Origin of the sequence: Riemerella anatipestifer, from assembly GCF_009932355.1 — a bacterium.
GTDB classification, from domain to species: Bacteria; Bacteroidota; Bacteroidia; order Flavobacteriales; family Weeksellaceae; genus Riemerella; species Riemerella anatipestifer_E.
Genome location: NZ_LEKU01000026.1, coordinates 42,608 through 65,292, shown reverse-complemented (window position 1 = coordinate 65,292; position 22,685 = coordinate 42,608). Strand labels below are relative to the sequence as shown.

At 34.5% G+C, this 22,685-nt stretch carries 24 protein-coding genes, 4 tRNA genes and 1 pseudogene; 13 read left to right on the top strand and 16 right to left on the bottom strand.

The features are described 5' to 3' along the window. Nucleotides 1-11 precede the first annotated feature (11 nt). From rpsB to GXW81_RS09910, 6 genes are all read right to left on the bottom strand, one after another. Nucleotides 12-764: a 30S ribosomal protein S2 gene (rpsB, locus tag GXW81_RS09935; RefSeq protein WP_038694216.1), complete on the bottom strand. Its 753-nt coding sequence runs from the start codon at nucleotides 762-764 to the stop codon at nucleotides 12-14. Nucleotides 765-933: 169 nt separating this feature from the next. Further along, the gene (gene rpsI, locus GXW81_RS09930; RefSeq protein WP_004916691.1) at nucleotides 934-1,320 is read right to left on the bottom strand and encodes a 30S ribosomal protein S9; all 387 of its coding nucleotides are present in this window, start codon (nucleotides 1,318-1,320) and stop codon (nucleotides 934-936) included. Between the two features lie 3 nt (nucleotides 1,321-1,323). Then, nucleotides 1,324-1,779, bottom strand: a complete 456-nt coding sequence (gene rplM, locus GXW81_RS09925) for a 50S ribosomal protein L13 (protein ID WP_014937448.1) — start codon at nucleotides 1,777-1,779, stop codon at nucleotides 1,324-1,326. Nucleotides 1,780-1,977: 198 nt separating this feature from the next. Next, nucleotides 1,978-2,304: an SUF system Fe-S cluster assembly protein gene (locus GXW81_RS09920; RefSeq protein WP_153935886.1), complete on the bottom strand. Its 327-nt coding sequence runs from the start codon at nucleotides 2,302-2,304 to the stop codon at nucleotides 1,978-1,980. 19 nt (nucleotides 2,305-2,323) lie between these two features. Then, a complete protein-coding gene (locus tag GXW81_RS09915) occupies nucleotides 2,324-3,022 on the bottom strand; it encodes a 3'-5' exonuclease (protein WP_014937446.1) in 699 nt (232 codons plus the stop codon). Between the two features lie 3 nt (nucleotides 3,023-3,025). Beyond that, a complete protein-coding gene (locus GXW81_RS09910) occupies nucleotides 3,026-4,429 on the bottom strand; it encodes a nucleoside recognition domain-containing protein (RefSeq protein WP_161532185.1) in 1,404 nt (467 codons plus the stop codon). A gap of 174 nt (nucleotides 4,430-4,603) precedes the next feature. Between GXW81_RS09910 and GXW81_RS09905 the strand changes: the two genes are divergently transcribed. Next, entirely contained in the window at nucleotides 4,604-5,914 is a 1,311-nt protein-coding gene (locus GXW81_RS09905) for a UDP-glucose/GDP-mannose dehydrogenase family protein (protein ID WP_161532184.1), read from the top strand. 12 nt (nucleotides 5,915-5,926) lie between these two features. On the opposite strand, the gene GXW81_RS09900 is transcribed toward GXW81_RS09905, so the two are convergent. The 8 genes from GXW81_RS09900 to GXW81_RS09865 all read right to left on the bottom strand — a co-directional run bounded on the left by GXW81_RS09900 (nucleotide 5,927) and on the right by GXW81_RS09865 (nucleotide 14,670). After that, nucleotides 5,927-6,664, bottom strand: coding sequence for a sulfite exporter TauE/SafE family protein (locus tag GXW81_RS09900; protein WP_161532183.1), 738 nt, complete (start codon nucleotides 6,662-6,664; stop codon nucleotides 5,927-5,929). Beyond that, nucleotides 6,655-7,113 (bottom strand): FixH family protein, encoded by a 459-nt coding sequence (locus GXW81_RS09895; protein ID WP_064968581.1) that lies wholly within the window; start codon nucleotides 7,111-7,113, stop codon nucleotides 6,655-6,657. Before GXW81_RS09895 ends, GXW81_RS09900 begins: the two co-directional genes overlap by 10 nt. Beyond that, complete coding sequence (gene ccoG, locus GXW81_RS09890) at nucleotides 7,114-8,556, bottom strand: cytochrome c oxidase accessory protein CcoG (protein ID WP_161532182.1); 1,443 nt, start codon at nucleotides 8,554-8,556, stop codon at nucleotides 7,114-7,116. It lies immediately after the preceding gene. Nucleotides 8,557-8,582: 26 nt separating this feature from the next. Beyond that, entirely contained in the window at nucleotides 8,583-9,461 is an 879-nt protein-coding gene (locus tag GXW81_RS09885; protein ID WP_161532181.1) for a c-type cytochrome, read from the bottom strand. Between the two features lie 31 nt (nucleotides 9,462-9,492). After that, a complete protein-coding gene (locus tag GXW81_RS09880) occupies nucleotides 9,493-9,663 on the bottom strand; it encodes a cbb3-type cytochrome c oxidase subunit 3 (RefSeq protein WP_161532180.1) in 171 nt (56 codons plus the stop codon). A 30-nt stretch (nucleotides 9,664-9,693) separates the two neighbouring features. Beyond that, nucleotides 9,694-11,973 (bottom strand): cytochrome-c oxidase, cbb3-type subunit I, encoded by a 2,280-nt coding sequence (ccoN, locus tag GXW81_RS09875; protein WP_161532179.1) that lies wholly within the window; start codon nucleotides 11,971-11,973, stop codon nucleotides 9,694-9,696. Between the two features lie 5 nt (nucleotides 11,974-11,978). After that, nucleotides 11,979-12,161 (bottom strand): cbb3-type cytochrome oxidase assembly protein CcoS, encoded by a 183-nt coding sequence (gene ccoS / locus GXW81_RS09870; RefSeq protein ID WP_052911647.1) that lies wholly within the window; start codon nucleotides 12,159-12,161, stop codon nucleotides 11,979-11,981. A gap of 115 nt (nucleotides 12,162-12,276) precedes the next feature. Next, on the bottom strand, nucleotides 12,277-14,670 hold the full coding sequence (locus GXW81_RS09865) for a heavy metal translocating P-type ATPase metal-binding domain-containing protein (protein WP_161532178.1): 2,394 nt from the start codon (nucleotides 14,668-14,670) through the stop codon (nucleotides 12,277-12,279). Nucleotides 14,671-14,759: 89 nt separating this feature from the next. Between GXW81_RS09865 and GXW81_RS09860 the strand changes: the two are divergent. The 4 genes and pseudogenes from GXW81_RS09860 (at nucleotide 14,760) to GXW81_RS09845 (ending at nucleotide 17,312) form a co-directional block, all read left to right on the top strand. After that, nucleotides 14,760-15,456 (top strand): annotated as a pseudogene (locus GXW81_RS09860) (Crp/Fnr family transcriptional regulator). A 20-nt stretch (nucleotides 15,457-15,476) separates the two neighbouring features. Further along, on the top strand, nucleotides 15,477-16,292 hold the full coding sequence (panB, locus tag GXW81_RS09855; protein WP_161532177.1) for a 3-methyl-2-oxobutanoate hydroxymethyltransferase: 816 nt from the start codon (nucleotides 15,477-15,479) through the stop codon (nucleotides 16,290-16,292). A gap of 9 nt (nucleotides 16,293-16,301) precedes the next feature. After that, nucleotides 16,302-16,613, top strand: a complete 312-nt coding sequence (locus GXW81_RS09850; RefSeq protein WP_161532176.1) for a hypothetical protein — start codon at nucleotides 16,302-16,304, stop codon at nucleotides 16,611-16,613. A 9-nt stretch (nucleotides 16,614-16,622) separates the two neighbouring features. Further along, entirely contained in the window at nucleotides 16,623-17,312 is a 690-nt protein-coding gene (locus tag GXW81_RS09845; protein WP_161532175.1) for an RluA family pseudouridine synthase, read from the top strand. A gap of 4 nt (nucleotides 17,313-17,316) precedes the next feature. Here the strand turns inward: GXW81_RS09845 and GXW81_RS09840 are convergent, their stop codons facing one another. Both GXW81_RS09840 and GXW81_RS09835 read right to left on the bottom strand, forming a co-directional pair. Continuing rightward, nucleotides 17,317-18,402: a PorV/PorQ family protein gene (locus tag GXW81_RS09840; RefSeq protein ID WP_161532174.1), complete on the bottom strand. Its 1,086-nt coding sequence runs from the start codon at nucleotides 18,400-18,402 to the stop codon at nucleotides 17,317-17,319. 9 nt (nucleotides 18,403-18,411) lie between these two features. Then, nucleotides 18,412-19,257, bottom strand: coding sequence for a DMT family transporter (locus tag GXW81_RS09835; RefSeq protein ID WP_161532193.1), 846 nt, complete (start codon nucleotides 19,255-19,257; stop codon nucleotides 18,412-18,414). A gap of 175 nt (nucleotides 19,258-19,432) precedes the next feature. On the opposite strand from GXW81_RS09835, the gene rpsU reads away from it, so the two are divergent. From rpsU to GXW81_RS09795, 8 genes are all read left to right on the top strand, one after another. Beyond that, complete coding sequence (rpsU, locus tag GXW81_RS09830) at nucleotides 19,433-19,630, top strand: 30S ribosomal protein S21 (protein ID WP_154137533.1); 198 nt, start codon at nucleotides 19,433-19,435, stop codon at nucleotides 19,628-19,630. Between the two features lie 92 nt (nucleotides 19,631-19,722). Next, nucleotides 19,723-20,598, top strand: coding sequence for a tyrosine-type recombinase/integrase (locus GXW81_RS09825; RefSeq protein ID WP_161532173.1), 876 nt, complete (start codon nucleotides 19,723-19,725; stop codon nucleotides 20,596-20,598). Between the two features lie 27 nt (nucleotides 20,599-20,625). Then, the gene (gene hpf / locus GXW81_RS09820) at nucleotides 20,626-20,916 is read left to right on the top strand and encodes a ribosome hibernation-promoting factor, HPF/YfiA family (RefSeq protein WP_004916755.1); all 291 of its coding nucleotides are present in this window, start codon (nucleotides 20,626-20,628) and stop codon (nucleotides 20,914-20,916) included. Nucleotides 20,917-21,024: 108 nt separating this feature from the next. Beyond that, nucleotides 21,025-21,098: transfer RNA gene (locus tag GXW81_RS09815), tRNA-Thr, on the top strand. A 14-nt stretch (nucleotides 21,099-21,112) separates the two neighbouring features. Next, nucleotides 21,113-21,195, top strand: a tRNA-Tyr gene (locus tag GXW81_RS09810). A gap of 93 nt (nucleotides 21,196-21,288) precedes the next feature. Beyond that, nucleotides 21,289-21,361, top strand: a tRNA-Gly gene (locus GXW81_RS09805). Nucleotides 21,362-21,403: 42 nt separating this feature from the next. Continuing rightward, nucleotides 21,404-21,475 (top strand) — tRNA-Thr (locus GXW81_RS09800). 93 nt (nucleotides 21,476-21,568) lie between these two features. Continuing rightward, nucleotides 21,569-22,588, top strand: coding sequence for a quinone-dependent dihydroorotate dehydrogenase (locus tag GXW81_RS09795; RefSeq protein WP_161532172.1), 1,020 nt, complete (start codon nucleotides 21,569-21,571; stop codon nucleotides 22,586-22,588). Nucleotides 22,589-22,685: the final 97 nt, after the last annotated feature.

The following is a 22,685-nucleotide window of genomic DNA, read 5'->3' as shown; positions in this document are numbered from 1 at the left end:
AAAACTTTTAATTAAGCATCAAAGTCTGCATCTTTATCAGCAGAAACCTTTTCTTCTTTAGACTTTTCTTTTTCAGCTTTTCTCTGAGTTAATCCTTCTTTGATAGCTGCAGAAACTTGTCCTAAAATCATATCGATAGATTTAGAAGCATCATCGTTTCCTGGGATTACATAATCTACTTTTCTAGGGTCAGAGTTTGTATCTACGATAGCAAATACAGGAATACCTAGTTTTTTAGCTTCTGTAACCGCAATGTGCTCTCTCATAATATCTACTACGAAGATAGCAGAAGGAAGACGCACCATATCAGCGATAGAACCTAAGTTCTTCTCTAGGTTAGCTCTTTGTCTATCAACTTGTAATCTTTCTTTTTTAGATAAAGTTTCGAAAGTACCATCTTTCTTCATTTTATCAATAGCGTTCATTTTTTTAACCGCTTTTCTGATAGTAACGAAGTTAGTTAGCATACCTCCAGGCCATCTTTCAGTGATGTAAGGCATATTAAGCTCAGAAGCGTGCTTAGCTACAACTTCTTTAGCTTGTTTTTTAGTTGCCACGAAAAGAACTTTTCTACCTGCAGAAGTTATCTTTTCTAAAGCAGAGCAAGCCTCTTCTAATTTTACAGCTGTTTTATGTAAATCAATAATGTGAATACCATTTTTCTCCATAAAGATGTATGGAGCCATGTTAGGATTCCACTTTCTAGTCATATGTCCGAAGTGTACTCCTGCCTCTAAGAGGTCTTTTACATTTACTTTTGCCATTGTTTTAATGTTTGTTAGTTTACTTTCCGCTTTTTTGAGCAATCAACTATTTCTTAAGATGGGAGAAATGTTTGGATGCTAAACATAACGGGCAATTTTAATTTGTTGTGTAGTAGACTGTGTTTTTGTAATAAAATTGATTACAAAATTGAGCCATACCACAAAAATATTAACGCTTAGAGAATTGGAATTTCTTTCTAGCTTTCTTCTGTCCTGGTTTCTTTCTTTCCACCATTCTAGCGTCTCTAGTAAGAAGACCGTGTGGCTTAAGAACAGCTCTAAACTCTTCGTTAATCTCGCATAAAGCACGAGAAACCCCAAGTCTAATAGCTTCTGCTTGACCAGTAATACCTCCACCGAAAACATTTACAGTAACATCATACTGCTCTGCAGTTTCCGTAAGTAAGAAAGGTTGGTTTACTTTATATACAAGAACCTCTGTGTTGAAGTAGTCTTTTACATCTCTACCGTTTACTGTAACTTTACCTGCTCCAGGTTTTACATAAACTCTAGCTACAGAAGTTTTTCTTCTTCCTATTTTGTGTACTGTAGACATATCTTATTTTAATTCGTTAATGTTAATTACTTTCGGCTGTTGAGCTTCGTGCTTGTGCTCAGTACCTTCGTATAAGTAAAGGTTTTTAAGAATAGCAGCACCAAGTCTGTTTTTAGGAAGCATTCCTTTTACAGATTTTTCTAAAATTCTTAGGCTGTTTTTCTTTCTAAGCTCTTCTGCAGTCATAGACTTCTGTCCACCAGGGTATCCTGTATGCCAGATGTAAGTCTTATCTGCCCACTTGTTTCCAGAAAGTTCTACTTTCCCAGCATTCAAAACAATTACATTATCTCCGCAATCTACGTGTGGAGTAAAGTTTGTTTTGTGCTTACCTCTCAAAATCTTCGCAACTTTAGACGCTAGACGTCCTAATGGTTGCCCGGCAGCATCTACCACAACCCATTCTTTATTAGCGGTAGCTTTGTTTGCCGATACTGTCTTGTAACTTAATGTATTCACAATTTATCGTTTATGATTAAACATAGTTTTCCCTCTAAGGGTCTGCAAAGGTAAGAATATTTTTTTAATTGAAAAAATACAATGATGAAATTTTGAGCACTATAGCCGTTGATGAAATGCTTATACTGATAAATTTTGTTCTATTAAATAGATAAAGCCCTTTCAACGAAAAGGCTTTATAATTACAAATTTAGTTTTTTATAGCATTCCTAGTTCAAATCGAGCTTCTTCACTCATCATGTCTTTTGTCCACGATGGTTCAAATGTAAGTTCCAAATCAACTTCGGTTACGCCTTCTACTTCGCTAACTTTATCTTTTACTTCTTGAGGAAGAGTTTCAGCTACAGGACAGTTAGGTGTAGTAAGTGTCATAACTACTTTTACCTTGCCTTCGTCTGAAACTTGAACATCATACACTAGCCCCAATTCATAGATATCTACGGGGATTTCAGGGTCGTAGACTGTCTTGAGAGTCTTTATGATTTCTTCTCCTATCTCTGTGATTTGCTCATCTGTATATTTCATCATTTCTCTAAATAATCCGTTAGTCTTCTGACAAACTCAATAAATCTTCTTGTCTTAACTTTCTAAAAATATTCGCCAAAGTTAAAACATCTTTTTCACAATATTTAATAATTCTAGGTAAATCTTTTTCTTTATAATAAATTTCGGCAACCATAGAACCATCTATATCGTCTTTGGGAGTAGGAACGCTAAAAATATGAGCCATTAGTTCTAGTGATATGAAACTTTTATAATCTCCAAATTTCCAAAGCTCCAAAGTATCTAAATGCGGAACTTCCCAAGGTTTCTTTCCGAATAATTGAAAAGGAGAGGGAGGCATCATACCATTAACTAAAAATCTTCTTGCAATCCAAGGAAAATCAAATTCTTTTCCGTTGTGTGCACATAGGATAACGTTGGTAAGGCGAGTGCTATTGAATATAGCTCCGAATTCTTCTAGTAATTTTTTTTCGTTATCCCCAGCGAAACTTCTTATTTTAAGTGTTTCGTTTCGGTCTATCATTCCTACAGAAATACAGATTATTTTTCCAAATTCTGCCATTACGCCTGCCCTTTGATGATAGAAATCTTCTGCGGTTATCTCTTCCTTGCGTTGATGTAAAGTTTTTTTATCCCAAAGATTTTGTTCTTCAGTTGGGAGGTTTTGCCAACTTTCTTCTTGAGGTACCGTTTCTATATCTAGAAATAAGATTCGTTCTATAGGGATTTGTTTAATCATATTTTATCCAAAAAATAAATAAGCTAATGTAATAGAAGTGATAATGCCTACTAAGTCTGCTAGAAGCATAGTACCAACTGTATAGCGAGTATTTCTGATACCTACGGCTCCAAAATAAACAGCAATAACATAGAAGGTAGTGTCAGAACTTCCTTGTAAAATTCCAGCCAATCTAGAAGGAAATGAGTCGGCTCCGAAGGTAGCCATTGTATCTACCATCATACCTCTTGCTCCAGAGCCCGAAAGTGGTTTTATGAGTGCGGTAGGAAGTCCATCAACAAATCTAGTGTCTAGACTTACCATATCAGCAATCCATTTCATTCCATCTATAATGATGTGGAATACTCCCGAAGTTCTTAAAAGGGAAATGGCAATGAGCATTCCTACTAAATAAGGTATGATTTTAACACACACCGAGAAGCCTTCTTTAGCTCCTTCTACAAAAGCATCAAAAATGTTGATTTTTTTATAGATGCCCCCAAGCACAATAGCAAAGAATATCAAAAGGATAATACCATTACTTAAAACTTTACTAAAGTTATCTAGCTCCTCTTTATTTAATTGAACAAGAAATAAGACCAATCCAGCTATAATAGCAGAAATACCTCCTAAGTATATTAACACCACGGGTTGAAGTAAATTTATTTTTTGTCTTATAGAAACTAATATCATTGATGCCATAGTGGCTGCAAAGGTAGCTATCATACAAGGTAAGAATATATCTGTAGGTGTAGTTGCACCCATAGAAGCTCTTATAGCAATAATAGAAACAGGGATAAGGGTAAGTCCACTAGCGTGTAGACATAAAAACATGATTTGAGCATTGCTTGCTTTATCCTTATCAGGATTTAGGGACTGTAGACTATCCATCGCCTTAAGACCAAAAGGAGTGGCGGCATTGTCTAGCCCTAAAAGATTGGCAGAAAAGTTGAGCATCATATGCCCAAAAGCAGGGTGGTTTTTAGGAACTTCTGGGAAGAGCTTAGAGAAAAAAGGTTGTATCATTCTACTTAATAAGTTGATGCCACCAGCCTTTTCTGCAATACTCATAAAGCCCATAAAAAGCGTCATAATACCTATAAGACCTATACATATATCTACGGCAGTTTTACTCGTACCTATTACACCATCGGTCTCTTGTATTCTGTAAACTTTAACATTATTGCTGTTAGGTTGATATTCATAATGAATCCCTTTATTTATAAAAACAGGTGTAGTTTGAAAACTTTCTATAGCATTGGGATGGAACTCGTTAATTGGTTTAGTAGTGATATTTACGGTGTCGCCACCTTTGCCTACTACCATATCATTATAAATAGCTTTATAATTATCAGAGAATAAATACTTAGCACCAGCTACCACGATGGCAACTAAAATAAAAGCACTCCAAATTCTGCTTAAAATCATAGTTTGAAAAAATTTGGATAAAAGTAAGTGTTTTTAGCTAAATGAGAAAAAAGAAATTGAAAGTTTATTGAACAGAAATCTATTTGTAGAGATGAGTGTATTTGATATGATAGCTGAAAATGAAAGTAGAATGTTGATATTTTGGTTATCTTTGTGGCATAAATTATAATATTTATGAATATTACTATAGTAGGTACTGGTTATGTAGGACTAGTTACAGGGACAACATTGGCAGAACTAGGAAATACAGTTTACTGTGTTGATATAGATGAGAAAAAGGTTGAGGGAATGAAAAAAGGTATCGTTCCTATCTATGAGCCTAATTTAGAGGAAATGTTTTTGAGAAACATTCAAGCACAGAGATTGTTTTTTACCACCAACTTAAAAGAAGCTGTTGACCAAAGTGAAGTGGTTTATTTAGCTTTACCTACTCCTCCAGGGGAAGATGGTTCAGCGGATTTATCTTATGTACTCAAAGTAGCTAACGATATAGGCGATATTATTACAGAATATAAAGTTATTGTTAATAAATCTACAGTACCTGTAGGAACGGCAGATAAAGTTAGAAATGCTATTGCTACTAAAACACAAATACCGTTTGATGTGGTATCTAATCCAGAGTTTCTTAGGGAAGGCTTTGCGGTGGAAGATTCTATGAATCCTGCTAGAGTAGTGGTGGGAAGTTCTTCTGAAAAAGCAAGAGAGATTATGGCAAAAATCTATCAGCCATTTACCAATACGGGAGTTCCGATTATTTTTATGGATGAAAAATCTTCGGAGCTTACCAAATATGCAGCTAATTCTTTCTTAGCAGTTAAAATTACTTTTATGAACGAAATTGCAAATTTCTGTGAAAGAGTAGGAGCTGATGTGGATAAAGTAAGGCTAGGAATGGGCAGTGATGATAGAATAGGGCATCGTTTCTTATTCCCAGGTATTGGGTATGGCGGTAGCTGCTTTCCTAAAGATGTAAAGGCGTTGATAAAATCTGGTAAAGAAGCTGATTTTAATTTCCAAATATTAGAAGCGACTGAAAATGTAAACCAAAATCAAAAGGTGATTTTGGTGTCAGAAATAGAAAAGTATTTTGAAGGAAATTTAAAAGGTAAAAAGATAGCACTTTGGGGCTTGGCTTTTAAAGCGAATACAGATGATATTAGAGAAGCCTCTTCTTTAGATAATATTAAAATTTTATTAGAAAAAGGAGCTATAATTACAGCTTATGATGTGATAGCAGAGTCTAATGTGAAAAAAGTGTTAGGAGATAAGATTGCTTATGCGAGCGATATGTATTCTGCATTAGAAGGAGCTGATGCTTTACTAATAGCTACGGAATGGTCAGAATTTAAAAATCCTAACTTTGATTTGATGGCTGAAAAAATGAATGGTAAAGCTATTTTTGATGGTAGAAATATGTTTGCCTTAGAACAAGTAGAAGGAACAGGGTTTTATTACAAAAGTATAGGTAGGAAAACTTTAGGATAAGACCTAATGCTTTTAATGACAACTATGATGTCCCTTGTCTTTAGGGGACATTTTGTTTTCTATACTGAGAGCTTCTTTCTTTGGTGATAAATAAGGGATTCCCAACTCTAGACCTCTTAGTATAAAGAGCCCACCTAAGATAAGCATTACTACAGGCATTATTTTTAGGATTTTATTTCTAGTAGCTATATTAAGCATGTTACCTAATAAAACAGTAACAAACATAAAAGGGAAAGTACCTAGTCCAAATAACATCATAAATAATCCTCCTTGTATAGCTCCACCAGCCACTAGAGATGCTGCCAAGGCTACATAAACCATTCCACATGGTAAAAAACCATTAAGCACTCCTGTTAAAAACCTTGAAGAGTAATCGGTTTTGGATAATAATTTTCCTAGGTTGAGTTTTATTTTTAATAAAAATTTCGAGAGAAAAGGTATTCTAGAAGCAAAATCTCCGTTTCCGAAAGAAAAAAGAGCCATTATGATTAAAATAATTCCTGCAAAAATGGTAAGCCAACCTTGAACTCCAGCTAACTGAAAGCCTTCGCCAATTAGTCCTAGTAAAATTCCCAATATAGAATAAGTGAAAATTCTTCCTAATTGATAGGTTATATTTTGAAGATGAAAGTTAACCTGTTGCTTTCTTGAAAGTCCTAAAGAAAGAGCTATAGGTCCACACATACCAATACAATGGAATCCTGTTGTGAAACCTAAAGTAAGCGCTGCTATGATGAGGGTTATTTCCATACTAAGTCGTAGTCTATTTGATAATCTTTGTTATCTTTTGTCCACATTAGTTTTAGAATATAGCCTCCTGGAACTAAAACTTTTTTAGGAATGAGAAAGGAATTATTAGCATCTAAGGTCATGTCCTTTTTTACATCTAACTTTTGGTCGTCTATCCTATAGAGAACAAACTTTATTTTAGTATTTTGATTATTATTTTCAGAAGGAAATACGATACTTATTCCGTAAGGTGTTTGCTGATATTTAGGAGCATTCTCAATCGTTGATGCGTTTTTCTTAGCATCTATTACACTTTGATAAGCTAGCTCATCTTCATAATAATTATCTGAAACCAATTCAGAATTCTGCTGCCCATGAGAGAACACAAATATGAGATAAAGAATAAATAGTATAAACGAACCTAATGCAGCTACAACTCCATGTGCCCAAGTGAACTTAAAATTTTTCATTTAAAATTGCAAATTAAATTCTCCTTCAAAATAAGTTTCAAAAGTAGTGAGTAACTTACCGTCTTTATCATAGACACCAATTACTAAATTCTGTTTAGAAAGTTTTATTTCTTTTTTAGGGAAGCTAATATTTACTGTTCCCTTTTCCATTTTATCTCTCTTTAATACTATTTTGCTAGAACCGCCATATTTTATAACTCCATTAGCAGGCTCTAAAACCTTGAAAGTTACTACATAGTCCTTGCTAGATTTATTAAGTAAGGTGTAATTGTAAGTGTTGGTAATTTCGTTACCAGATATAAAAAATGTACTTCCTGCAGGTTTGATGAATTTAGCCTCCATACTTCCTCTATTGTATAAAAGGAACGATACAAAAGTCATCAATGCTATTAAAACCGCAGTGTAAGCTTTCATTCTAGAGGTGAACTTAAACTTTCTACCTTGTTCTATTTCATCTTCGGTAGCGTATCTTATGAGTCCTTTAGGTAAGCCTACTTTTTCCATGACTTCATTACAGGCATCTATACACGCAGTACAGTTAACACACTCTAGTTGTTGCCCATTTCTGATGTCTATTCCTGTTGGACATACCACCACGCATTGGTTACAATCGATACAATCTCCTTTACCTTCGGCAGCTCTGTCCTCATTCTTACGCCATTTAGAACGATTTTCACCTCTCTTAAAATCGTAGTAAACATTGATAGTTTGCTTATCTATAAGAACACCTTGTAGCCTTCCGTATGGACAAACAAGCGTACATACCTGCTCTCTAAACCATGCAAATACGAAATAGAATGTTGCAGTGAAAAGCAACATCACCAAAAAGTTAGTAGGGTATTCTATAGGACCTTCTTTCATTATTCTAAATACCTCTTCGTAACCTACAATGTACATGAACATAAAATGAGTTACAACTAAAGAGATAATGATATAGATTGTCCATTTAAGCCCTCTTTTTCTTATCTTTTCAGAGTTCCAAGGCTGTTGGTCTAGTTTTATTTGCTTGTTTCTGTCACCCTCAATCCAATATTCTATCTTACGGAATACATTTTCCATAAAAATAGTTTGTGGGCAAATCCAACCGCAGAATATTCTTCCGAAAACAACGGTAAATAGAATTATAAATACTATAGAAGTAACTGCTCCTAGAGCAAGAATGAAAAAATCCTGAGGATAAAAAGGTTGTCCTACAATAAAGAACTCCCTATCAAGGATATTTATTAGAAGAAATGGATTTCCGTTTATTTTAATAAACGGAAGAATAAAAAATATGGCTAATAAAAAAATACTAACATAGTTCCTATAATCAGTAAACTTACCTTTGGGCTTCTTGGGGTATACCCATTTTCTTTTCCCTGTATTATCCATGGTTCCTACAGAATCACGGAAAGTGGTAGCTTCTATTACGGCTCCAGTGCCTTGTACTTCTTTATCAGCCATATTGATATGGATTTTATTTTATGGTATTAGTTCTCCCACTTCACTTCATCACCTTGAGGTGCAGCACCTCCTTCGGATTGAGTGATAGGAGCTTTTTCTTGATTGATATGGTAAACATAAGCTGCTACCTTTTCAATATCAAATCCAGTAAGAACTCCATTTTTACCCCAAGCTTGCATCGCAGGGTTGTTTGGAGAACCGTTCTCTACCATGTGGAATACTTCTCTAAATAGAGTAGGTTCTGTATGGTTAATCCAATATTTATCAGTAAGGTTTGGACCAATACCACCTTTACCACCATCACCGTGGCAAGATACACAGTTAGTTTTGAAAATTTCTTCCCCTTCTGCAATATTGTCTGCAGAATATACTGCGTTATCAATTGTAGGAGGAGGAGTATCTTTCATCCACTGCTCTATACTTGCAAGTTGCTCTTTATGCTCAACCTCATGCTCTTTGTCTGGGTGTGCGAAATCTGTAAAAGAGAAAGCAAGAATATAAACAACTAAGTATGTAAATCCTAGCCAAAACAACCCTAGCCACCATTTAGGTAATTGGTTGTCTAACTCCATAATACCATCAAAACCGTGGTCTATAATGATATCTTTTTCTTCAGAAGCAGATTGCTTTTTGAATGCACTATCCCAAAGTCTTTTCCAGTAAGGTATTTTCTTCTCTTCTAAGTAAGCTTTCTTAGCCTCGTCAGAAAGTTTAGCGAAGTTTTGATTTTCAATTAAATCTCCAATAGCACCATGTATCATTGCTAAAATGACACTAATAACTACTGTTCCCCAAAAGTAAGGTGAAGTAATAAAAGATGCATTTTGAACGAACATATAATACACAATAAATAATATTGTAAGTATTACTAAAATGTTCACATAAACGGGCGTTCTTTGTTTCATAATTTCTTAATTTTTAGAACTGTTTTGTATTTCAGTCATCTAAAGGAGCATTAGCTTCGTCTTGATAATACTTTTTAGGCTTACTCATAACATAGTATACCACTCCAATAAAAAATATGATAAATAATATGAGTGCTAAACTTTGGTAAAATCCAGTACCTTCGGTATTAGATAATATATCTTTAAAGTTTTGTGGTATCATTACTATATGCTCCTTTAGTGATAATATAATTTATTTTACACTTGCTGTTTTAACTTCAGTAGTCTTAATATCAGTACCTAATCTTTGTAGGTAAGCAATAAGTGCTACAATCTCTCTCTTTTCAAGAGGAACAAACTCAGCTCCTTCTTCTTGCTGTTTTTTAGCAAATGCTCTCTTAACGTCATCAGCTTCAGCATAAATTCTACTTACAATTCCTTTAGCTTGATTGTCCATCCATGCATCTACAGTATCTATTTCAGCTTTAGTGTAAGGCACGCTAAATACATTCTTCATAAGTTCTAACTTATCTTTAGTCTGAGAACGATCTAATGTATTAGCAATTAACCAAGGGTAACGAGGCATTATAGAACCTGCTGATGTAGCTCTTGGGTTTAGCATGTGCTTAAAGTGCCAAGAATCAGGGTTTCTTCCACCTTCTCTATGTAAGTCTGGACCAGTTCTCTTAGAACCCCAAAGGAAAGGTCTGTCATATACGAATTCCCCAGCTTTTGAATACTGTCCGTTTTTACCGTTAAATCTAACTACCTCGTCACGGAATGGTCTAATCATTTGAGAGTGACAAGCATTACAACCTTCACGGATGTATAAATCTCTACCTTCTAATTCTAGAGGAGTGTAAGGTTTAACAGAAGAAATAGTAGGTACATTATCCTTAACAGTAAGTGTAGGAATAATTTCAACGATACCACCAACTGCTAGTGCAAAAAATGCTAATACAGTTAAATAAAGTGGCATTCTTTCAATCCAAAGGTGAACAGTTTCACCTTCTTTTCTTGCATCACTAATTCTAGCAAGTGCAGGTGCTTCTGCAGGTACTTCTTTTTGGAAAGAACCTTTTCTCACAGTAGCTACAACATTCACTGCCATAAGAATAGCTCCTAATAGGTAAAGGATACCTCCAAAGAATCTCATCCAATAGTAAGGGATAATTGCAGTTACAGTATCTAACCAGTTTTTGTAAAGTAGAGTTCCGTCTGGGTTAAATTGTTTCCACATTAAACCTTGAGTAAATCCAGAGATATACATAGGTACAGCATATAGAATAATACCTAAAGTACCTAACCAGAAATGCCAGTTAGCTAATTTTACAGACCATAGTTTAGTTCTCCACATAATAGGAACTAGGTAGTAAATCATACCAAACGCCATGAATCCGTTCCACCCTAAAGCACCAATGTGAACGTGACCGATTACCCAGTCAGTAAAGTGTCCAATTTTATTTAATGTTTTAGTTGCCAATAGTGGTCCTTCAAATGTAGCCATACCATAACAAGTAACCGCTACCACGAAAAATTTGAGTATAGGATTTTCTCTTACCTTATCCCAAGCCCCTCTCAATGTTAATAAACCATTAAGCATACCTCCCCAAGACGGAGCGATAAGTGCAATAGAGAATCCTGTTCCTAATGCCTGTGCCCAAGCAGGTAGAGATGTGTACTGTAAGTGGTGTGGTCCAGCCCAAATGTAAACGAAGATTAGAGACCAAAAGTGGATTATAGAAAGCTTATAAGAAAAGACAGGTCTCTCTGATGCTTTTGGCAAGAAGTAATACATCAGACCAAGTACAGGGGTTGTCAAGAAAAATGCTACGGCGTTATGCCCATACCACCATTGTACTAAAGCATCTTTTACTCCTGAATATGCAGAATAAGACTTCCAACCAGTAAAAGAAAGAGGCACCTCTAGATTATTGAATACGTGTAGCATTGTAATACCTACCCAAGTACCAATGTAGAACCAAATAGCTACATAAAGATGTCTTACTCTTCTTTTAGCTATTGTACCAAACATATTGATACCAAAAATAATCCATACCACAGCGATAAGGATATCAATTGGCCATTCGTGTTCAGCATACTCTTTAGAAGTGTTGATACCCATGAAGAAAGTAATCACCACCGCTACGATAGTAATTTGCCATCCCCAAAAGTTAATCCAAGAAAGTGTATCACTATACATTCTTGCCTTCAACAACCTCTGTAATGAGTAATAAACCCCTGCGAAAATCGCATTTCCTACAAAGGCAAAAATTACTGCACTTGTGTGCAACATTCTGATTCTACCAAAACCAAAAGCTCCCTGGGTGTTGATAAGACCTTGTAAATCCCCACTTCTTAAACTGGCGATTGTAGTGTCATCAGTACCAAATAAAAACTCTGGTAGTTCTGGATAGAAAAGCATCGCCGCCGCCGTAAGTCCAAGAATGAAACCAACTATCCCGAAGACGATGGTTGCATAAAGGAACGCACGCACAATGCTGTTGTCATAACTAAACTTTTGTGTTTCCATATTAACTAATCACTTTTATTGTTTTTCTCTTTATTTTCTTTGTTTTTAGCTTCGTCATCAAGGAGTATCCTCACAGCAGGAGATTCATCATCTTCAAACTGCCCTTTCTTAGCTCCGATAATAAATATTATCAAGAAAACAACAGCTAAAGACACACTGCATATGACCATCAAATATAGTATCTCCATACAGTTCGCAAATATAAAATTAAATTGCCCCCAAAATTAAGGAAAATATAATGACTTAAATCAGTAACTGTTAAAAAAAGTTAATTTATAACACTTCTAAATAAGATAAAAATGTCTAATTTGATTTTTTCTTAAAATATCTAGTTGCTGTTAACCAAGTGGTTGCGGAGGTAAATGATACCACACTTATAGAACTTAAAGGCATTAGTATAGCTGCCACTAGAGGAGATAAGTGTCCTGTAACAGCAAAGCCTAGACCTACCACATTGTATAATATACTTATAACAAAAGTAGCTGATACTATTTTAATAGCATCTTTGCTTAGAGCTAAATAGTCTGGTAAAAAGTTAATGAATTTCCCATCCATAATAACATCAGAAGATGGAGTAAAGGAGTTGGTGTCATCAGATACAGCTATCCCTATATTACTTTGTTTTAATGCACCAGCATCGTTAAGACCATCACCTAACATAGCTACTTTTTGTCCTGAATTTTGTAGGTTTTGTATGTAGTCCAACTTGTCTTCTGGAGTTTGGTTGAAACTCATATTGGCTACATTTGGAATTATTTTTTTGAGCTGATTGGTTTCGGAAGCATTATCTCCACTAAGGATGTGGATAGGGTAAGAGTTGAGCTTTTGATACATTTCAGAAAGTCCCTCTCTATACTCATTTCTAAATATGAACTTTCCTATAAATTCGTCATTTTTACTGATGAAAACAGCAGTTTCTAAGTTTTTGCTTTCTTGTCCAGTAAATGAAGCTGAGCCAATTTTATAAATCTGACTTCTAACCTGAGCAGAGTATCCTTTACCAGCTATTTCTTGGAAGTTTTCTATTGGGAAATATTCATCTGTTGTTTCTATATGTTCGTATAAATTTTTAGATAGAGGGTGATTGGAATTTTTGAGTAAAGTTTTAATATTTTTTAAATCAAATTCACTAATAGTACTACCTTCATATTTGATGTTGGATTTGGTGTTGTAGGTAATAGTGCCTGTTTTGTCAAATACGAGTGTGTTGATTTTGGCAAGTTTTTCAATGGTTAAAGTGTCTTTAACATAGAATTTTTTTCTGCCTAATATTCTCATAATGTGTCCGAATGTAAACGGAGCAGATAGTGCCAATGCACAAGGACAGGCTACTATAAGTATTGCAGATATTACTTGGAACATTTTTTCTAAATCAATTCTATACCAATAGATTCCTGCGATTAGCGTAATGCCTAATATAATGAATGTGAAATATTTACTTATTTTATTGGTGAGATTGTCGAGTCCTGTTTCTTTTTGTTTAAAAGCCTCTTTGTTCCATAGTTGGGTAAGGTAGCTTTGGTCTACGGTTTTAATAACTTCTAGTTCCAAAATAGCACCTTGTTGCTTAGCTCCTGCGAAAATTTTATCACCAGGTTGTTTAGGTATTGTAGCTGATTCCCCAGTAATAAAACTATTATCAATATTGCCTTCGCCACTAATAAGAATAGCATCAACAGGAATAATCTCTTGGTTTCGGACTAAAATTCTATCACCAACTTTAATTTCGGATAGGAGAATATTTTTTTGTTTGCCTTCAAAATCTACTTTGGTTACAGCGATAGGGTAGAAAGATTTATAATCTCTATCGTAGGACAGTGCGGTATAGGTTCGCTTTTGGAAAAATTTTCCCATTAGCATAAAAAATAATAATCCACACAGAGTATCAAAATAACCAGGACCATAATCTGTAGCTATTTCGTAGACGCTTCTTCCAAACAGAACTAGTATCCCTAAAACAATAGGTACATCTATATTTACAATATTGTTCTTAAGTCCGTACCATGCAGATTTGTAGTAATCCGAAGCAGAATAAGCAACTACAGGAATGGAGAGTAATAAAGTTAAAAATCTAAAGAAAGGAGCAAATTGGTTAATCCAGAAGTCGTTTTCTTTTGTAATCCAAGAAAGGTATTCAGGAAGGGCGAACATCATCGCATTTCCGAAGGCAAATCCTGCAATAGCAAGTTTGATGATTAAATCTCGGTCTGTTTTTTCTACCTTTTTTTCGCTAGTTTCTAGATTGATAACAGGTTTATAGCCAAGATTGGTTAAAAACTTAGCAAGTTCACTTAGTTTTAGCTCATTATGATTAAACGAAATTTGTAATGTTTTCTTCGTAAAATTAGCTTGGGAATAGCGTATGTGGGGGTTGATGTCTTTGAGGCTTTCGAGTAACCATATACAAGAGGAACAGTGTATTACAGGTATTTTAAAAGTTACTAGGGTAGAATTGCCTTCCGAAAAGTCTACAATTTTGTTGAATACCTCTGGGGTGTCTAAGTAGTCAAACTGTGAAGAGCCGTCTGTGTTTGGTCGGATTCCAGCATTTTTATTTAGTTCGTAAAAATCACTTAATTGATTGAGATTTAGTATTTCGTAAACTGATTTGCAACCGTTGCAGCAGAACGTTTTTTCGTCAAAAGAAATTCTTTCTTTATCTATCTCTAGTCCACAGTGAAAACATTTTTCTGACATTACCTCAAAAGTTTAACACGCAAAAATATAATAAAAAACTTGGTTACACATATTAAAAAATAGTATTTTTGCTGATAAATATCAGTTAAATGTCGTTTGAAAAACAGTTAGAAATTGAAAAGAAGTTTCAAGAAGTCTTTAGTGAAGCGTTCTTTCAGAAAAACCTTAAACCTGAAGATTTTGAGAAATATACATCAAGTAAGGAGGTTTTAAAATATGATAAGGGAGATGTGCTTTTTGATGATGGAGAGCTACCCAAAGGAGTTTATTTTATAGAGAAAGGTACAGCTAAGCTTTCAAAATCTGGAGTTTATGGTAAAGATCATATTCTAAGAATAGTAAAGGAAGGAGATATATTAGGTTATCGTTCATTACTCTGCGATGAAAACTTTCAAGCTAGAGCAGAAGCAATGACGGAAATCGAGGCTACTTTTGTGCCATCTGATATTTTTATGCAACTATTAGAGGCAGATTCTAGATTGTCTTTTGCGATGATGCAAAAAATCGCTTTTGAATTAGGAGAATCATCTAATACCATTACTTTTTTAGCACAAAAAACGGTTAGAGAAAGACTAGCTGAAATCTTACTTTTATTAGAACTTAAGTTAGGAATAGACCCTGAAGGTTTTATTAAAATATGCCTTACTAGGGAAGAGGTGGCTAATCTTAAGTGCTATTAGGCTTATTTCTGAGTTTAAAAATGATGGTCTTATCGAAGTGGAAGGTAGAAATATCAAGATAAAAGACCACGATAAATTGAAGAAAGTGGGACATGTGGTTCTCTAAATTTTTAATGAGGTAAAAATATGTCTGTACATTCTGAAATAAAAAAGGTAACTACTGAAACCTTGCGAAAAATGAAATTTAGCAAGGAGAAAATCACGATGCTTACGGCATATGATTTCACTACTGCAAAAATGGTAGATGCAGGAGGAGTAGATGCTATTCTAGTTGGAGACTCTGCAGCTAATGTAATGGCAGGGTACGAAACTACACTGCCAATTACTCTAGACCATATGATATACCATGCACAATCGGTGGTTCGTGGGGTAGAGAGAGCTTTGGTGGTAGTGGATTTACCATTCGGAACTTATCAAAGTCATCCTCAAAAAGCTTTAGAATCCGCGGTGAGAATTATGAAAGAGTCCGAAGCTCATGCTGTAAAATTAGAAGGAGGAGCAGAGGTTTCAGAAGCGATAAAAAATATCATCAATGCAGGTATTCCTGTAATGGGACATTTGGGGCTTACACCACAATCAATCAATCAATTTGGAACTTACAAGGTAAGAGCAAAAGAAGAAGCCGAAGCTGAAAAACTAATTAAAGACGCTCAGCTGTTAGAAGAATTGGGGTGTTTTGCTGTTGTTTTAGAAAAAATACCGTCCGGGTTAGCTAAAAAAGTAACCGAAAGTATCTCTATTCCTACCATTGGGATTGGGGCAGGTGTTAGTTGCGATGGGCAGGTTTTGGTTTATCAAGATATGGTGGGTATGAATCAAGGTTTTTCTCCTAAATTTTTGAGACGCTATTTAGACCTTTATTCAGAGATTACAGGAGCGGTGTCTCAGTATGTTAAAGATGTAAAAACATTAGACTTTCCTAATGAATCGGAAAGTTATTAAAATTTAATTATGGATAAAAGAACTTTACAAAGCATTGTTTCTGTTGCAGCGATATTGTGTATTGTAGTGGGTTGGGTTAATCCATTTTCTCCAGAGATTAACTATATTATTTCTAGACAAGTATTTTATATTCTTGTCGGAGGGAGTTTTATTCTTATGGGAGGAATGTTGCCTAATAAAAAATATTCCTATTTAATGTATCTGGCGGCAGGACTTTGTATTGTAGGGGCTTTTTTACCTATGGGTTCTTCCTTTGAGGTTATTAAAACCGTGGGGTTGCTTCTTGGGGTGGTTGTTTCTTTTGTTGGTCGTAGAGGTTAATGATTATTTATGATTCAAGAACAGATTCTTTATGAGGATAATCATTTGCTAGTTATCAATAAAAAAGCTGGACAACTAGTACAAGGAGATAAAACAGGTGATGCCTCACTACTAGAACTGATAAAAGATTTTATAAAATCACGAGATAATAAGCCAGGTAATGTTTTTTTAGGGTTGGTGCATAGGATAGACCGTCCAACATCTGGGTTGGTAATTTATGCTAAAACATCTAAAGCTCTTACGAGGTTAACCCAAATGATTAAAAATAGAGAAATTAAAAAAACTTATTGGGCGATAGTTCCTAAAGAAATGATTTCTCCTTCTCAAAAATTGGTTCATTATCTCAAAAAGAATGAAAAAAATAATAAAGCGATAATCTTTACTAAACCTACGGAAGGTGCTAAACAAGCTATTTTATCCTATAATTTAATATTGAGTTTAGATAATTATTTGCTTTTAGAGATAGATTTAGAAACTGGTCGTCATCACCAAATTAGGGCTCAGTTGTCTAAGATAGGAGTTCCTATAAAAGGAGATTTAAAATATGGTGCTTCTCGTTCTAATTCAGATGGAGGAATTTCTCTTCACGCTAGAAAATTAGATTTTATTCACCCTGTATCCAAAGAAAAAATAACCATTGTGGCTCCTGTGCCATCTCACGATTCCGTTTGGCGAGCGTGTGAGGACGGAGTTGTATAATAATTTATCTTCTAAAATTTGCCATATCTAGCTTTAGTGAGAAAAAGTTAGAGTAGAAATTACTTCCTCCAATACCAGAATTGGTAATGGCGTAGTCTAATGTTAATCCTCTATAGCGAATACCTACGCCTGCACTTGGTTGAAATGATAATTGTCTTTTTTGACTTTCAAGGTCTGTAATATTTTGAAATCGGTTAACACCTAATCTTACAAAAATCATTTTTTGAAAAGAAAGTTCGCTTCCTAAATAAGGAGTAATACTAGCAAAGTCGGTAGAGATAAGTGCTGCAGTTCTTGTGAAATCAATATTAAGACCAGCCTCTGGGAGAAAATCAAAATCACGATTGAGTTCAAAGTTTTTGCTAACTCCTAAGTTTAGTTTTGGCATCGATAGCTCCATTTTGTTTTTAGGGGCAGGGTTGAATTCTTCTCCGTTAACTACGGTAGAAAGTTCTTTTTCATTTATAGACCAAAAATTAACGGTAGTAGTAGCATCTCTAAGCATCGCGCCGTAATTCCACCCTTTATCCGAATGATAGATGGCTCCTATGTCAAATCCAAACCCAAATCCATTAGCAAATTTCCCCACATTTCTGTAAACTAGTTTAGCATTAACTCCAACATCTAATTTATGGGTTGGACGAAAAGCATAGGAAAGTAGAGCTGCATAGTCGGCTTGAGAGAATTTTGTAATTCTATCATAATCTATATTACCTTCGCCGTCTATCATTTGAGTTGTGTTGAGGATATTGTCCACACCCAACCTTACTAAAGAGAATGCAAAAACACCTTTGTTGTAATCCAAAGGCTTTGCAAATGCCATATAATCATATTTAGCAATGCTTTCAAAGTATTCGGCGTGCATAGCAGAAGCTTGCCAATCGTTTTCAATTTTTGCTAGCCCAGCAGGATTCCACATTGGGGAATAAACATCATCTTGGTTCGAAATAACAGCGCCTCCCATAGCAAGTCCTCTAGCACCAGCACCAATGTTTAGAAACTCATTAGAATATTTTCTAACGATTTGGGCGATATTTAGATTGAAAATCAATAGCAGTACAATACTGATGATTTTAAATAAAGTCTTCATATATATAATTTAATGACTTGTTTTTAGAGCTTTTTTTCGTTTTGCTTTTATCATGCCGTTGGCGACTATAGAAAAAATCATAATTCCGGCTCCTAGATAGAACATAGGGCTCATGTGTTCTGACTCACCGAATATAAGATAGGCTAAAATAATCCCATAAACAGGTTCTAGATTCACGGTTAGTATAAGTGTAAATGGAGAAATCACTTTCATTAAGCTAGTAGATTCTATCATAGGGTATGCGGTAAAACCAATGGCAAGAATTAGAACTAGCAGAGTATCTTTAATTCCTATTTCGTGTATATTGTCAAGAGTTCCATTGATGCCAAGTATGGTGCTTACGAGAAGCCATCCACCTATCATTTCATAAAAAATAATATGGCTAGCTGGTGTGGTTTGTGATAATTTCCCATTAAGAATAGAAAAAATAGTTCCTAGTAAGGCACAGGTAGCTCCGTAGATAATCCCCTCTACATATCTAAATTCTGTTTTAAAGATAAGTCCCATTCCTCCCAATATTACAATGCCTATGGCAACTTCTGTCCAGTCTAGTCTTCTTTTATAGATGATGGGTTCTATTATAGAAGCAAAAATAGTAGATAGAGCGACACAGCTAAGAGCGATAGATACATTGGAAACTTTGATGGATTGAAAGAAGAATAACCAATGAAGCCCCATAATAACTCCAATGCCAAGTAGTTGTAATAGCCGTTTAGAAGAAAGTTTGATGCTTTTTCGTTTTATAAATCGTAGAAAAATAAAAAGAACCAAAGCAGTGAGCCCCATTCTATAAAAAACCAAAGTGTAGGTGTCTAAGCTAATCATTTTGCCAAGAATAGCTGTAAATCCCCACATGAATACAATGAGGTGTAATCTAAATGTTGTGTTATTCCACATTTTTAATCTTAAATTAAACTGCAAAGAACGAAAATAAATGCTAAAACATCAATTTTTTAGGTAAAAAAATAGGTGAAATTTGGAATATAAAAATTAAAGCCTTACTTTTGCACCCGAAAATGAGATGTAAACTATGCTAATAATTCCAGTAAAAGATGGAGAGTCCATCGACAGAGCGCTGAAAAAATACAAAAGGAAATTTGACAAGACTGGTGTTGTACGTTCTTTAAGAGCAAGGCAACAGTATGTTAAGCCTTCTGTACTTAGAAGACAGCAGATTTTAAGAGCGGCTCACAAGCAAAGAGCTTTAAGCAAAGAAGAACAAGCATAAAAATTTCTTCTTAGGTTTAAGACTAAAAATCACTTCTTAATTTAGAATTAGGAAGTGATTTTTTATTTATATTTGATAGATATTTTTCCAATATGGTTGAGAAATTTTTAGATTATATTACAATTGAGAAAAGATATTCTTTAAATACGCTTGCTAGTTATAGTAGAGATTTACAAGATTTCTCTGATTTTGTTAAAGAAACTGAAGGGGTGGACACCTTAATAAGTGTAGATAAAAAAGTAATAAGAAATTTTGTGGTCTATCTTAGTGAAAATAATCTGAGTAAGAGAACCATCAATAGAAAATTATCTGCATTAAGGAGTTTTTATATTTACCTTGTTAAGTTAGAAATTATTTCCGCATCTCCTATGGAAACGGTGTCTTCTTTGAAATTTTATGGAGAAAAGCAAATTCCTTTTTCTCAAAAGGAAATGGAAAATTTGCAAAATCTCTTAAACGAAGAAAAGTTATTACTAAATAAACTTATTATAGAATTACTTTACCAAACAGGAATGCGTAAGTCGGAGCTGTGTGGACTTACATTAAAAGATGTGGATTTTGTTCAGAATAGGATACGGGTTATAGGTAAGGGTAATAAGATGAGAGATATACCTATTTCAGAAAATATAAAAAGAGAATTAAAACTGTATCTTGAAAAAGAAAGAAAGCCTACTAAAGAGGATTTGGATTATTTTTTTGTTCGAGAAAGTGGTCAAAAACTAACGGGGAAATTTGTGTATTCTGTGGTAAATGACTATCTTAGTGCTGTAACTTCCAAAAAAAAGAAAAGTCCTCATATGTTAAGGCATAGTTTTGCAACGCATGTTTTGGAAAATGGTGCGGAAATTGCTCAGGTAAAAGAGATTTTAGGACATGCGAGTTTAGCATCTACACAGGTGTATACATCAGCAGATGTTAATAAGTTGAAAAAAGTGCTTAACTCGTTTCATCCTAGAGGAAAGAAATAAGAAAATAACTTTATAAAAAATAATTTTATGAAAATTACAGTTCAAGCAATGGGGCTTACGCCTCATCAACCATTAGAGGAGTATTTAGATAAAAAATTAAATAAATTAGATACTTTTTATGATAAAATTTTAGAGTGTCAAGTTTTTTTGAAAGTAGAAAATACATCAGAAAAAGAAAATAAAACGGCGGAGGTTATTTTGGCTGTGCCAGGAGATGATATTGTGGTAAAGAAGACTTGTGCTACATTTGAAGAAGCAATAGATAAATGTCATGATATAGCTAAAAAATTGTTAATCAAGAAGAAAGAGAAAAATTAAAATATTTTTTTATTTTTTTTGATAAAATATTTGTTTATTTCAAAAAAAGTGTTGTATATTTGCAACCGCAAAAGAGAACAGTTGTTTACTTGAAATATACAAATATTTGCCTCCATAGCTCAGTTGGCCAGAGCACGTGATTTGTAATCTCGGGGTCGTGGGTTCGAATCCCTCTGGAGGCTCATAAAAAATTGCTGGGGAGATACCAGAGTGGCCAAATGGGACGGACTGTAACTCCGTTGTCGTGAGACTTCGCAGGTTCGAATCCTGCTCTCCCCACATTTTTTTTAAAAAATATTTGAAATATTTGCAGGTTTAAATAAAAGTTTTTAAATTTGCACACCGTTACCAACAAAGTAATAAAATATAAACGCGGAAGTAGCTCAGTTGGTAGAGCGTCAGCCTTCCAAGCTGAATGTCGCGGGTTCGACCCCCGTCTTCCGCTCTAAGAAATCACAACCATTGCGGCTTGTGATTTTTTTTATAAGCCGATATAGCTCAGCGGTAGAGCGCTTCCTTGGTAAGGAAGAGGTCTCGGGTTCAAGTCCCGATATTGGCTCTAAATCTCTCAGTGATGAGAGATTTTTTTTGTTTTTATTAGTTTCTCATTATAGGGTTTATTATTTTTGTAAATCTAATAAATCCTAATAAAATGTATAAAACAGTCATTCGTCCGTTATTATTTCGTTTTGACCCAGAAGAGGTTCATCATTTTACCTTTAAGTTTATAAAAACTCTTTTTAAGATACCGTTTATTTCTTCTTTAGTGAGTTCTCGCTATGTGATAGAGAATCCCAAATTAAAAAGGGAGGTTTTTGGATTAAAGTTTAAAAATCCTGTAGGTTTAGCGGCTGGGTTTGATAAGGATGCTAAGCTATACAACGAGCTTTCCTCTTTTGGATTTGGTTTTATAGAGATAGGAACCATTACACCTAAGTCTCAACTAGGGAATGATAAACAAAGATTATTTAGGTTGAAGGAAGATGAGGCAGTCATAAATAGAATGGGATTCAATAATGGAGGAGTAGATGAGGTGGTAAAAAGATTGAAAAAAAATAAGGGAGTGCTTATAGGTGGAAATATAGGGAAGAATAAAGTTACCAATAATGATAATGCGGAGGAAGATTATATTATATGCTTCAATGCACTCTATGATTATGTGGATTATTTTGTAGTGAATGTTAGCTCTCCCAATACCCCTAATTTAAGAGATTTGCAGGAGAAAGAACCGCTTACAAAACTATTGAAGCTACTTCAGCTGGAAAATCAAAAGAAAATAAAACAGAAACCTATTTTGTTAAAAATTGCTCCTGACCTTACAGATTCTCAACTTTTGGATGTGATTGATATTGTCAAGACAACAAATACAGCGGGGGTTATAGCTACTAATACAACTATAAGTAGGGAAAACCTGAAGTCAAATTTAAAATCTGAAGTTGGGGGATTGTCTGGTAAACCTCTTCGAGAAAGAGCAACGGAGGTAATTAAATTTCTGTCAGAAAAAAGCGGAGGAGCTTTTCCTATTATTGGGGTTGGGGGAATTCATTCTGAAGAGGACGCTTTAGAAAAAATAAAAGCTGGAGCTACCTTAGTTCAGCTTTATACTGGTTTTATATATGAGGGGCCAGCTTTAGTGAAAAAGATAAATAAGAGGATTTTATCAGAACTATAGAAGTTATATATTTATATGTTTTTTGAAACTTAATTAGATAGTGGGAAAATACATATTAAAATTAGGATGATAAAATTTTAATGAAAATGTTTTTGTT